15 protein-coding genes and 1 other annotated feature are annotated in these 12,459 nt (G+C 38.0%); of the genes, 5 read left to right on the top strand and 10 right to left on the bottom strand.

The window, feature by feature from the left end:
- Nucleotides 1–259: 259 nt before the first annotated feature.
- The 4 genes from rplL to rplK form a co-directional block, all read right to left on the bottom strand.
- The gene (rplL, locus tag IGK81_RS01950) at nucleotides 260–628 is read right to left on the bottom strand and encodes a 50S ribosomal protein L7/L12 (protein ID WP_010720148.1); all 369 of its coding nucleotides are present in this window, start codon (nucleotides 626–628) and stop codon (nucleotides 260–262) included.
- A gap of 52 nt (nucleotides 629–680) precedes the next feature.
- A complete protein-coding gene (rplJ, locus tag IGK81_RS01945) occupies nucleotides 681–1,184 on the bottom strand; it encodes a 50S ribosomal protein L10 (protein ID WP_010720149.1) in 504 nt (167 codons plus the stop codon).
- Between the two features lie 94 nt (nucleotides 1,185–1,278).
- Nucleotides 1,279–1,404 (bottom strand) — a sequence feature (ribosomal protein L10 leader region).
- Nucleotides 1,405–1,483: 79 nt separating this feature from the next.
- Nucleotides 1,484–2,173: a 50S ribosomal protein L1 gene (gene rplA / locus IGK81_RS01940; protein WP_010720150.1), complete on the bottom strand. Its 690-nt coding sequence runs from the start codon at nucleotides 2,171–2,173 to the stop codon at nucleotides 1,484–1,486.
- 103 nt (nucleotides 2,174–2,276) lie between these two features.
- Complete coding sequence (gene rplK, locus IGK81_RS01935) at nucleotides 2,277–2,699, bottom strand: 50S ribosomal protein L11 (protein ID WP_010720151.1); 423 nt, start codon at nucleotides 2,697–2,699, stop codon at nucleotides 2,277–2,279.
- Nucleotides 2,700–3,238: 539 nt separating this feature from the next.
- Between rplK and sdaAB the strand changes: the two genes are divergently transcribed.
- From sdaAB to IGK81_RS01915, 4 genes are all read left to right on the top strand, one after another.
- The gene (sdaAB, locus tag IGK81_RS01930) at nucleotides 3,239–3,907 is read left to right on the top strand and encodes an L-serine ammonia-lyase, iron-sulfur-dependent subunit beta (protein ID WP_010720152.1); all 669 of its coding nucleotides are present in this window, start codon (nucleotides 3,239–3,241) and stop codon (nucleotides 3,905–3,907) included.
- Nucleotides 3,908–3,920: 13 nt separating this feature from the next.
- Nucleotides 3,921–4,787: an L-serine ammonia-lyase, iron-sulfur-dependent, subunit alpha gene (gene sdaAA, locus IGK81_RS01925; protein WP_034699497.1), complete on the top strand. Its 867-nt coding sequence runs from the start codon at nucleotides 3,921–3,923 to the stop codon at nucleotides 4,785–4,787.
- A 324-nt stretch (nucleotides 4,788–5,111) separates the two neighbouring features.
- On the top strand, nucleotides 5,112–5,774 hold the full coding sequence (locus IGK81_RS01920; RefSeq protein WP_080704603.1) for a hypothetical protein: 663 nt from the start codon (nucleotides 5,112–5,114) through the stop codon (nucleotides 5,772–5,774).
- Nucleotides 5,775–5,897: 123 nt separating this feature from the next.
- Nucleotides 5,898–7,157: an EndoU domain-containing protein gene (locus IGK81_RS01915; RefSeq protein WP_232622357.1), complete on the top strand. Its 1,260-nt coding sequence runs from the start codon at nucleotides 5,898–5,900 to the stop codon at nucleotides 7,155–7,157.
- A gap of 19 nt (nucleotides 7,158–7,176) precedes the next feature.
- On the opposite strand, the gene IGK81_RS01910 is transcribed toward IGK81_RS01915, so the two are convergent.
- From IGK81_RS01910 to rpmG, 5 genes are all read right to left on the bottom strand, one after another.
- Nucleotides 7,177–8,157 carry a hypothetical protein gene (locus tag IGK81_RS01910; protein WP_034699494.1) on the bottom strand — a complete coding sequence of 327 codons (981 nt, stop codon included), beginning with the start codon at nucleotides 8,155–8,157 and terminating at the stop codon, nucleotides 7,177–7,179.
- Nucleotides 8,158–8,576: 419 nt separating this feature from the next.
- The gene (locus IGK81_RS01905; protein ID WP_034699492.1) at nucleotides 8,577–9,461 is read right to left on the bottom strand and encodes an alpha/beta fold hydrolase; all 885 of its coding nucleotides are present in this window, start codon (nucleotides 9,459–9,461) and stop codon (nucleotides 8,577–8,579) included.
- Nucleotides 9,462–9,704: 243 nt separating this feature from the next.
- Nucleotides 9,705–10,250 carry a transcription termination/antitermination protein NusG gene (gene nusG / locus IGK81_RS01900; protein ID WP_010720157.1) on the bottom strand — a complete coding sequence of 182 codons (546 nt, stop codon included), beginning with the start codon at nucleotides 10,248–10,250 and terminating at the stop codon, nucleotides 9,705–9,707.
- A 99-nt stretch (nucleotides 10,251–10,349) separates the two neighbouring features.
- A complete protein-coding gene (gene secE / locus IGK81_RS01895) occupies nucleotides 10,350–10,520 on the bottom strand; it encodes a preprotein translocase subunit SecE (protein WP_010720158.1) in 171 nt (56 codons plus the stop codon).
- 18 nt (nucleotides 10,521–10,538) lie between these two features.
- Nucleotides 10,539–10,691 (bottom strand): 50S ribosomal protein L33, encoded by a 153-nt coding sequence (gene rpmG / locus IGK81_RS01890; RefSeq protein WP_002294578.1) that lies wholly within the window; start codon nucleotides 10,689–10,691, stop codon nucleotides 10,539–10,541.
- Between the two features lie 160 nt (nucleotides 10,692–10,851).
- Between rpmG and cbpA the strand changes: the two genes are divergently transcribed.
- Nucleotides 10,852–11,493: a cyclic di-AMP binding protein CbpA gene (gene cbpA / locus IGK81_RS01885; protein ID WP_010738510.1), complete on the top strand. Its 642-nt coding sequence runs from the start codon at nucleotides 10,852–10,854 to the stop codon at nucleotides 11,491–11,493.
- A gap of 210 nt (nucleotides 11,494–11,703) precedes the next feature.
- On the opposite strand, the gene IGK81_RS01880 is transcribed toward cbpA, so the two are convergent.
- A complete protein-coding gene (locus tag IGK81_RS01880) occupies nucleotides 11,704–12,207 on the bottom strand; it encodes a QueT transporter family protein (RefSeq protein ID WP_010738511.1) in 504 nt (167 codons plus the stop codon).
- Nucleotides 12,208–12,459: the final 252 nt, after the last annotated feature.

The following is a 12,459-nucleotide window of genomic DNA, read 5'->3' as shown; positions in this document are numbered from 1 at the left end:
ATTCTATTTATCCTAGTCAAACTAAATTTATTGGAGAAAAAATATATTCAATACAAAAATACCAAACATAACACGTTTAAATATTTCGATAATACAGAAATCACCGAATATGATATTAGAAAGAACAAAAAGAAGCTTTTCTTCTTTCTGTTCCAGTTATTATAAGATTTCACTATAGCAACATCATTTGACAAAGAGCCAAAAAAAGTACCGCAATCCTAAGTGAACAGGATTGCGGTACTCGAATCATTAAATAAAATTATTTAACAGTTACAGATGCGCCAACTTCTTCAAGTTTAGCTTTTAATTCTTCAGCTTCTTCTTTAGATACGCCTTCTTTAACTGGTGCAGGAGCTCCGTCAACTACAGCTTTAGCTTCTTTCAAGCCTAAGCCAGTTGCTTCACGAACTGCTTTGATAACTTTAACTTTTTGGTCTCCAGCTGCAGTTAATTCTACAGTGAATTCTGTTTGTTCTTCAGCAGCAGCAGCGCCACCAGCAGCAACTGCAGCTACAGGAGCAGCAGCAGATACGCCAAATTCTTCTTCAATAGCTTTAACTAAGTCGTTAAGTTCTAGGATAGTTGCTTCTTTTAACTCAGCAACAATGTTTTCAATGTTCATTGCCATTATAATTTCCTCCGTTTTAGATGTTCGTATTTTTATTTATGCTATGCGGCTATTAAGCTGCATCTCCATCTTCTTTGTCTGCCACTGCTTTGACAGCGTAAGCCACGTTGCGGACTGGCGCTTGTAGTACAGATAGCAACATAGATAGAAGTCCTTCGCGGTTTGGCAATTTTGCCAATGCTGTGATTTCTTCCAATGAAGATACTTTACCTTCGATGATACCGCCTTTGATTTCTAATGCTTTTGCTTCTTTAGCAAATTCGTCCATGATTTTCGCTGGTGCTACAACGTCTTCGTTACTAAATGCAACGGCTGTAGGTCCAGTGAATACTTCGTCTAAGCCTTCTAATCCAGCTTTTTTAGCGGCACGTGAAAGGATTGAGTTTTTGATAACTTTCATTTCTACGTTTGCATCACGAAGTTGTTTACGTAAACGAGTCACTTCATCAACAGTTAAACCACGGTAGTCAACTACGACTACAGAAGCTGCTGCTGTAAATTTTTCGCTCACTTCATCAACGATTGCTGCTTTTTTTGCGATAATTGCTTCACTCATTTTTGAGTTTCACCTCCTGAATTTTGATGGAAGAGTTTTTACACTTGATCATTGACCAAGTATTGTTCATCATCTACTCACTTCGTTCTTAGTGATTCACAATAAAAAAACTCTATGCCACCGTAGACATAGAGGGACTATTGAAAGTATTCAATAAACGTCCTCGGTAGGAAATTAAGGCTACGCCACCTACTGTCTTCGGTACAAGTTAATTATTAACCTCAACTAGCTTAGCATGCTAAACTAGTTGAGTCAAGAATTATTTTTCAGTTGGATCAATCAACGTTCTAATTCAAGAATTAGAAAGAAGCTTGGTCTACATGGATACCAGGTCCAAATGTTGTTGTAACTGTGATATTTTTCATGTATTGACCTTTAGCTGCTGATGGTTTAGCTTTCACTAATACATCATGGATTGTTGCAAAGTTTTCAACTAATTTTTCATTGTCGAATGATACTTTACCGATTGGTACATGGATGTTTCCAGCTTTGTCTACGCGGTAAGTAACTTTACCAGCTTTTACTTCGTTAACAGCTTTTGTTACGTCCATTGTTACAGTACCTGTTTTAGGGTTTGGCATTAAGCCTTTAGGTCCTAAAACACGTCCTAGACGACCAACAGTTGCCATCATATCAGGTGTAGCAACAACTACGTCAAAGTCAAACCATCCGTTTTGGATTTTTTGAACCATGTCGTCGTCACCAACGAAATCTGCACCAGCTGCTTCAGCTTCTTTTGCTTTGTCTCCTTTAGCAAAAACTAAAACAGTTTGTGTTTTACCAGTTCCGTTTGGTAATACTACAGCACCACGAATTTGTTGGTCTGCTTTTTTAGGGTCTACGTTCAAACGGTATGCAACTTCAACAGTCGCGTCAAATTTTGCAATGTTTGTTTCTTTTGCTAAAGCTACAGCCTCGGCAACAGGATAAACTTTACTTGAATCAACTTTTTTTAATGCGTCTTGCATTTTTTTGCTCTTTTTAGCCATTTTGGTTCCTCCTTGATTGTGGTTATAACGGTTGTACCTCCCACGTGTTCTATATCTTTCAATACAGAGCCAACTGAGAAGCTACTTTCTTAGGGTGTAGCGATTATTCTACAGTGATCCCCATGCTTCGTGCAGTTCCTTCAACCATGCGCATAGCTGCTTCGATGTCAGCTGCGTTTAGGTCTTCCATTTTTAATTCAGCGATTTCTTTTACTTGATCGCTAGAAACTTTAGCAACTTTAGTTTTGTTTGGTTCGCCTGAACCTTTATCGATTTTTGCAGCTTTTTTCAATAATACTGCAGCTGGTGGTGTTTTTGTAACGAATGTGAATGAACGGTCTTCGTATACAGAAATAACAACCGGAATGATTAAACCTGCTTGATCAGCTGTACGAGCGTTGAATTCTTTAGTGAATCCCATGATATTGATACCCGCTTGACCTAGTGCAGGACCTACTGGTGGAGCTGGAGTTGCTTTACCTGCAGGAATTTGCAATTTAACGATTTTTTCTACTTTCTTTGCCACGAGACATACCTCCTTAAGTCCGTGATGTGGTTAATTGGAGATGCATATTTCTCCTCCCACGTTTTCACTCATAATCCTTCGATTATCAGTCAAAATAATGCATATGACAATGCACACTGATACAGTATAGCAAATATATTCTTTTTTTCAAGATTTTTTTCTGATAAATGTTTAATTTATTGCTTGAACCTCTAAAAAAAAACTAAAAATCAACTAGAAGTCCCCCTCATCTTCCTTCTTTTGTGATACACTTACGCTGAAAAGAAAACAAGCGAAAATACATAAGGTATCACTACCGCTCACTCATTAGTAATTTAGAAATTTCTGCTTTCTTCTATTTAAAAATATAAAAATATTGTTCGATATATTTTCATAGCTATCATTGATGCGTTCCTTAGATTAATGCACGCTTGTGAAATATTTATTTAATTTAACTAATGTTGTTTATGTTTCAAAAATGATGAGGAAACGAGTAAGCGAGCTATACACAGTTCACTTACTTTTGCTGGGGTGTTTATCTATTTTAAAGAGGTGGAAAAATGAAAGAATTAAGATATCGTAGTGTTTTTGACATTATTGGTCCAGTCATGATCGGTCCAAGCAGCTCTCACACTGCTGGAGCTGCTCGAATCGGCAAAATCGTCCGTAGTATTTTTGGGGAACAACCAGATTCTGTGGATATCTATCTTTATGAATCATTTGCAAAAACCTATCGGGGACACGGAACAGACATCGCCTTAGTTGGTGGTTTGTTAGGCATGGAACCAGATGATGAGCGTCTGGCAGATTCACTGCAGTTAGCTTATGAAGCAGGAATGGAAGTTCTCTTTGTGCCTAAGGGTGAAAAAGCAGAGCATCCTAACTCCGTTAAACTATTGTTGAAAAAAGGAAAACGGAAACTTTCAGTCACTGGTATCTCGATTGGTGGCGGAAATATCCAAATCTCGGAATTAAACGGCTTCAAAATCTCATTAAGCATGGGAACACCGACCTTTATCATCGTTCATCAAGATGTACCTGGGATGATTGCTAAAGTAACGAATATCCTTTCAGAAACAAATACAAATATCGGTACAATGACTGTTACACGAGAATCAAAGGGTGAAAATGCCATTATGATTATCGAAGTAGATGATCCACAAGTAGATGACACTATAAGTAAACTAACGCAATTACCGAAGATCGACAGCGTTAATTATTTTGATTAAAGGAGGAAGAAAGATGTTTTTTTCTATTGAAGAGTTGGTTCGCCAAGCAGAAAATTATCCTAGTGTCGCAGAATTAATGATTGCTGTTGAAATGGATATAAGTGGTCGTCCACGAGAACAAATCATTGCAATCATGGAAAAAAACCTCAGTGTCATGGAACAATCCATCGCTGAAGGAAACGAAGGTGTAACGTCTGTGACTGGAATCACTGGCGGTGATGCCCAAAAACTAGCTCGTTACTTAAAAGAAGCCGACTTTTTAAGTGGTGAAACCATTTTGTCAGCAGTCCGCAATGCTATTGCTGTCAACGAAGTAAATGCAAAAATGGGATTGATTTGTGCCACACCTACAGCGGGAAGCGCTGGTGTTGTACCCGGCGTCCTCATGGCTGTCCGTGACCGATTGTCGTTGACCCACGAACAACAGATTGAGTTTCTTTTTACCGCTGGCGCCTTTGGATTAGTCATTGCCAATAACGCCTCCATCAGTGGTGCAGAAGGCGGATGCCAAGCAGAAGTAGGTTCAGCAAGTGCAATGGCCGCTGCCGCTCTTGTCTGTGCAAAAAATGGTACGCCCCATCAAGCAGCCCAAGCTATCGCAATTACGCTGAAAAACATGATGGGTCTGATTTGTGATCCTGTCGCAGGCCTCGTTGAAGTCCCTTGTGTTAAAAGAAACGCCCTTGGCTCTTCTCAGGCGTTCATTTCGGCAGATATGGCATTAGCAGGAATCGAAAGTGTCATCCCACCAGATGAAGTCGTCGCAGCGATGTATCAAGTAGGTCGGCAAATGCCAGCCATCTTTAAAGAAACAGCTGAAGGTGGCTTGGCGGTGACACCAACAGCAAAACGTTTAACAACCGAACTCTTGAATCACTAACAATAGTTTCATTATAAAAAATGAATAGTTATCTGTTTCATGTGAGGGTGTGTTGATTTCCCTCATCTTGAGTAATAAAAAGAGGCTCTTTTAAAATCGTTTTTCGCATTTTAAAAGAGCCTTTTTTTATTGTCAAAGAGTATTTCTATTTATAAGCCGTCGTAAAAACACATGATTTACACCCCCTTGCTCATGTTTGCTCATTATAGAAGAACTTTTTTTCTTTTTTTTGGAAAAATAAGGTGTTAGCGAACATTCATTTTCAAATAAAACGCTTTCTTTATTTTGTACACTTGTGGTATCAAATTAAAGGAGTGATAAAAAATGAAAAACAAAAAATTAACTTGGGGCTGTTGGTGGCTTGTCCTCTCTCTTTTGTTTACCACGATACTTCCGCCTAGCATCACGGCTTTTGCTACAGAACAAACACTTCAAGCCGCACGTAAAGAAGCGACAGTGCCTTTCACGTTGCCTAATACGCTTTCGCCACTCGAAGAACCACAAAAAATAGCAGAAATAGAAAAACTTACCTTTCAAAAAGGCTTCTCTTCGTTAACGAGTCAGCGAAACGTATTTGATAATTTGATCTTAAATGACTACTTAGATTTAATGTATGGCCCAGCGTTCCTACCGTTAAGTACTCGTTTCAATCTCGCACCGATCGCACCAATTATTCAAGCGGTCACCTTAGCAGAGTTTACTACCCCGTATCTCAAACCCGGTGCACAAGAAACCGCCCTTAGTCAAGCTTATCGTCTCACACAAAAGAAGTTGTTACGACATACCCTTGCTGTTTTTGACGAAATCATTGATCATCCAGAAAATCCTACCGATTTAGACGAATTTAGCAAAATGGAAATGGCTAGCTGGATTGCTTTACAAAACCAATTTATCGATTACTTAAATGTCAGTCCCGATCTGTCAGGCTATCAACTCATCAAAACCAAAGAAAAATTGACTTTTCGACCAAAAACAACTGATGGATAAAGTTTATTAGTTTATCTAGAGAATTCGATCAATAATTACTACCCCGGGAACATCAAAATTCCACCTAGGATCGGCTCATTACAAGAAATCACGTTTGTTCCTTCGATGTGGACCGATAAGCAAGTGAATGCTACTTTTGCATTTACTGCCTATGATCATGAGAAACAAACCTACAATAACTACAGTTCTAATACGATCAATATTGCCATCGAAACAGATTTTGCTACCTTCCTTAACCAAATGGACACACCTGAGACCGTACTACAGTTCTTTTTGAATCATGCAACCGTTCAAATAGGTGCGATCCCACCAACCGATGTCGATACCGTCAATCGGACAGGAAAAGACATCACCGGAGCAATGATCAAGGAACGAGATCAGCTGATTAACCAATTTCCCGAAACATTTCATACCAATTTCTTTCGAATCGTTGCCCAAGCCAACGGACAGGATTTAGTACTCAATCGAGAAGGTATGTTCGTTTATCGCGGGACACAAACCGTTGTGCCGATGGAACAAATCACGATCGGCTATAACCAACAAGTCATCTATTCTTTACGGAAAGTCCAGAAATTTTTTGGTATTTACGCTACATACTATGCATTAGCTGATGGCTTTTATGACGAGGAACGAACCGATGCCTTACCTAAAACCTTAAATGACGACACGGTAAATATCTTAGAAGAGATTGGTGGCAACGTCTTAAGGAACCTACCGAATTACGAAAATACCGAATTGCGCATCAAGCAATCCGAGATGAAAATTGAACCACTGGATGTGCTTTTAGTGGCGATGTGTCTGCCGTGGAGTGAGATGCGTTCCTTATTGACCACGGTCGAACGAGGAGAACTCCTCGGAGCGGTTGAAGTTGAAGAAGCACAAGTAAAAACGATTCTAGCAGTAGAAGAAGAAGCCCTTCTCAAAGGGTGCCCGAATAAAAGTATTGTAGAAAAGATCCAGCCTACAAAATATTTTAAACGGAAAACCCTCAATCATCTATCTGGCGAGGTCAAACCAGGAAAAAATGGTGTTCCTGATCTGTCAGGTGCGCATTCAAGACACCCAGATTTTTATAGAAAAGAAAGCGGCATTATCTACGAACCAGTCGGGAAAGTAACAGAAGGTATGCCTTATGAAGCAAAAGTAAAATATGCGGGGGAATACAAGAAAGCTAATTCTACTGTTTTTCCCGATGATTGGGGTGCAGAAAAAATCATGCAAGAAGTCGAACAAATCATTTCCGAAACGACCTTTAATGGCACCGGAAATAAACCATTCAGCGGAAAAGCAAGCAACGGTCTTTTTGAGATCCAAGGTCATGTCAATATCAAAGAAAATGGAAAAATAACGATTTCCACCGTCTATCCTCTTGTAAAAAAATAGAAAAAAGTTGGGACTTTGCTTACTCTAAGTCCCAACTTTTTTGATAGCGTCTTATTTCTGTTTGAAAATCTGCAGGAGTATATAAATGTCGCCAATAATAGTAGTTATAAAGGCTAAATTTATTCATTATTCTTAGGATTTCTTCCGTAAATTCTTGAGATAGTCCTAAGTATTCCCTGCTAGGGATTCCTCCTCTAAAATAGTCCCCATGGTACCCATAACCTAAGGAATAAGGGGTTGAAGCATATAAAATCGTATCCTCATAATAGACGGTATACTCTGTATCTGCTAGCCCCGCTCGTGGATCATCAGGATCATCCTCTTCTGGATCAAAAGGACACTCGGATAAAAACAGCCCATCTTCTGGGCCAAAATCAATAAAGTCCTCATGGTAGACCACGGACAAGTGCGGATCAAGCTCAGCTAATTCTTGAGCCATTTGTTCTGTGATTCGTCGGACAAATTCAGGGTCTCGTTGTTTTGGATCAATAAAAAGGAGTGTGCGCGCCTCGTTATTTGTTTTTTCGGGGATCAAGGATACTCTACTATTGATTTTATTGATTTCTGCTTGAAATTGGGTTACTGAATAAAGATCCCGCCAGTAATGAAGATTTTGGATCTGATAATCATGGATGAGCGATAAAATCTCAGGATCAATACGTCTCATCAAAGACCAAAAGGGATCTTTATCTCTCCCTTTTCTCGTATAAGTTTTATCTATGACCTCACTATACGGTGTGATCACATAAATAGGAAACCCATTTAATCTCAAAACATATTCATAATAAACAAAGTGTTCCATTGGATGATTCGGCACTCGTGGATCCCAATAAAGTGGAGCTAATTGGGGAAACACTTCTGGGCCATAATCAACAAAATCATCAAAATGTTCTAGTGTTAATCGTTCATCTATGACTTGGAATTTTTTAGTTAGCTTGGCGGTCATTTCTTGAATATCTTTTTGTGGTCTTCGTTGAGGATCAGGGAAAAAAACTCTCATGCTCATTTACTCCTTTCGCTAGCTTCTATCTTTTATTATTTCATAGAAAATGCTGAAACACGGGTACATTTTTCCTTATTTTTCGAAAAAAAAGTTCCTTAGAGGTTGAGCTAAAAACATTTATTATCCAAAGATTAGAAGGAAATTCTCGAAGGCGCTACTTTTGCATCTCTGTTTATTCGTTTTTATACATGCTAAAGAGCTCGGGACGACCTTTTTGTCCCAAGCTCAGCGACTATCGAATAATTAGAGGTTACTGGACTGATCTTCGTAACAAGCGCTACTTTTCTAAAAAATAGAAAGCGACTGAAAATCCAACATGCCATTCCTGCCGATTGTCATAGTTTTTTTTATGTTATATCGATAGTTAAAAAATATATTTATAGATATTTATATACTTTAACAACCTGTTTTTTTCATTAGTCGATGTTCCAAAGAAACTGGCGCGTGAGGGCATCAACTTCTTTATTCTCATGAAGCATACTATGCGTTACGTTCTCCCCTGTGATCACTTTTTCTTCCACTTGATTTCCATGTTGCTTCAATAACGCATACACTGCTAAAGCGCTGCTTAATGGCACCGTCCCATCACTTAAATCCGTCTCACTCACTTGTCCTGCAATCAGCAGGATTTGTGTAGTGGTTGGCACATTGCCAATAAGTCGTTGGTAGTCTTGATAACGACTAGAAGCTATCGCTGGACCATTAGCTAATTCATCGCTGATACTTTGCCCATTATTTTCTTCAAAGTCATTGAATGGTGCGGCAATTGCCACGAATTTATCCACTTTAGGCAACGTTTGATCTTGTCCATAAGTAGCTAAATACCGAAGACCACTGACGCCCCCCATCGAATGTCCTACCAGATTCACTTGATTGATTCCATACGTCTGTTGCAAATAACTTAAGCAGTCTTTGATCCATTCTGTTTGGTTCCATTCATTATTTTTATTATCTACAAATAGAACTTGGATCATTGGATTATCTGCTTCTTTTGAAAGTTCTCCTTCTGCCTGTACATTGCCATTGACATCAACCGTCAATGTTAATTCTTTTTTCCCACTCTCTGATGATTCCAGGCGCTGGATCATTCCTTTGAATGAATTAACTGTCCCACTATATCCATGGAAAAACAAAGTAGGGGTAGTCGATTGCGTTTCCTTTTCTTTCGTTGCTTGCGTTGTTTCAACTGTCTTAGCAGCTTCAGACGACTGACTTGTTTCTTTTGTCTGACAGCCACTTATAAAAAGAACACTGATCATCAATAAAAAGCCGACGATTCCAGACTTTCTCCAATTTTTCATTGTTTCTCCTTTCTAATTTGATCGATCCTCTGACTAGCATTCTCAATTTTCCACTGACAAATCGGCTCAAATTCCCAACCTATATTAGTGGTTATTCGTGAACGACTTGAAAAAATAAACCGAAATATTGCAAAAATAGGTTAAACAATTTTTGCAAATCTCGGTTTCAATCTTTTAGTCGTGATGCTATCTGATCGTCGCATGGATTTCTATTTAAAAATCCATCCTCAGATAGTTGAATACTTAGTCGATTTTATCTACTTGTTCAAAATCAAGTTCAGTACTTGTTTCACGACCAAACATATCAATATTAACTTTTAGTTTTTCTTTTTCTTCATCTACTTCAGTTACTTGACCTTCTAAGCCTGCAAAAGCACCTTCGATGATCTTGATTACTTCGCCAACTTCGATCTCTAGATCTGTTTGACGAAGACTCATACCGATTGAACGTAAGATGTGACTTACTTCTTCTGGCAATAATGGAGCTGGCTTACTACCTGCACCATGTGACCCTACAAATCCTGTTACACCAGGTGTATTACGTACAACATACCAAGAAGCATCTGTCATAATCATTTCTACTAAGACATAACCAGGAAATGTTTTATGAACGATTTCTTTTTCTTTTCCGTTCTTTACTTCTTTCTCAGTTTCTTCAGGAACAACTACACGAAAAATAAAGTCAGCCATTTTCATACTTTGCGCACGTGATTCGATATTTGCTTTTACTTTGTTTTCATAACCAGAGTATGTATGTAGTACATACCAATTTTTTTCAAAAGATTCCATTAAAGGCTCCTCATTTCGTTGTAAAATAAAAAAACCCCAGTTTCCCGAAGTTTTTCTTCACGTTGATTATAGCACGATATCCTTGCTTTTACTAGCGACTTATTTTAGTAAGTAAGCAAATAAGCTTTGGATCGCTGTGTCCATTACGAAAAACATCACACCAAAGATAATTGATGTTTCAATGACAACTAGTGTGTCTTTGCGTAATTGTTTGCCACTAGGCCAAGTCACTTGTTTCATTTCATCTTTTACACTTTTAATGAATTTCATTGCGGGCCCTCCTGTCCTCTATTTTGTTTCTTTATGTAATGTGTATTGATTACAATATTTACAAAATTTATTGATTTCCAAACGTTCGCCACTTTTTCCTTCACTAACCGATTTGGTATAGTTTCTAGAACCACAAACGGAACAAGCTAATGCTGCTTTCTTCTTTGCCATCCGCTCCTACCTCCTCACTGAAAATCAAAATTATACTCATTTACAGTATCATGGAAAAGATTTTCTGTCAATTCGAGATTGAATAACCTATTGTTTTATAATTAATTATGATATGATTAATTTGAAATTAAGTAAAAATGAGATACATGGAGGTAACTTTATGCTACTAAAAACACTCGTATATAAGAAAAAAGATTTAACAACTGTCACAGAAACTAGTACCTTGGAAGAAGCCTTAGCGATTCTAGAATCCTCTGGTTATCGTTGTGTGCCAATTTTAGATGCTTCAGGAAATATTTTCCGTGGAAATATTTACAAAATGCACATTTATCGTCACAAAGCGAATGGTGGAGATATGACTTTACCCGTCACCCACCTCTTGAAAAATGCAACAAAATTCATTTATTTAGATACTTCATTCTTTAAAATATTTTTTACGATCAAAGAGTTGCCTTATATTGCTGTTCTTGACAATGACAATCATTTCTACGGTATTTTGACCCACAGTACATTGCTAAACATGCTTTCACAATCTTGGAGCGTAGAACAAGGCAGCTATGTTTTAACGATTGCTTCTACTGGAAAACAAGGAGATTTAGCTACGATCGCTAAAATCATCGCAAAACATAGTAGTATCGCAAGTTGCATCACTTTAGACATTGAAAAAGAAGAATACATCCGTCGTACACTGATCACGTTACCTGCACATACAGATCAAAAAGTTTGCGACACGATCGTGAACCATCTTGAAAAGAAAAATTACAAAGTGATCGAAATCGAAAATTTACAAAACCCTGAATAAATGTGTAAAGGATCAGTCAACTTTACGACTTTACGATAGAAAAAAACATACTAAGATTAGCGGATAGAACCAATAACGGTTGGTTCTATCCGCTAATTTTTCAGAAATAAAAACAGTAGCTAAAGATGAATTTCTTTTAACTACTGTTATCCCTTTTTATAAATATATTTTAACTGATTAACAGGTTTTCCTCTATCTACCTATTGATCGCTATACTCTTTTTTCAAAGTCTAGGGAACGATCCAAGTAATACATCAATGGTGCAGAAATAGCCATAATGATGAACTCACTCAAAGCTAGCGTACCGTAAGTTGTCCAAAATGCTTGTCCACCAGTTGGTACCAACATGTACGCAATCAATCCCATACTAATTGTAAAGAAAAGCGTATTTAATGCTAATCTTATTTTGACATTCTTTACTTTATTTTGTAGTAAAGCAGTCAACCCCAATGAAATCAAGGTTTGTCCCCCACCATAGACCACATCTAATATACCAAAACCAAAAAATGCGTTATAGACAATGACGCCACCTAACACGCCCCAAAGTAATTTCCGGTTGAAGACTACTAAGTGATTCAAGCTTTCAGAAATACGAAATTGAATAGGTCCAGAAGAGACTGGTGCCACTAAAATCGTAAGTGCCAAATACAAAGCCATAATGATTCCATTTACTACAACGACCATCAATCGTTGGCGTTCCATCGTTTTTTGCATAAAATATTCCTCATTTCTCCTAGTTTTTTTAATGCGGGATGGTTGATGAACCGCAGCTGTCATAAGCAAGGATTCATTATAGCAGATATCCCCGCGATTTGAAACTGCTCCTACAAAAAACGTTCTCTAAATATAAGTCTTTTGCTTCCATGCTATTTATTCAAATCAGGGTGAACTTTACCTCTTATTTATGCACGGTGCTTTTTCAAAATTCCTCTTCTCTGCTATAATAGCCAAGGATAAAAAATAATG

Origin of the sequence: Enterococcus sp. DIV0703 (assembly GCF_051711065.1) — a bacterium.
Classification (GTDB): domain Bacteria; phylum Bacillota; class Bacilli; order Lactobacillales; family Enterococcaceae; genus Enterococcus_B; species Enterococcus_B hirae.
The sequence above is the reverse complement of the archived record's forward strand: the minus strand, read 5'-3'. Positions and strand labels throughout refer to the sequence as shown.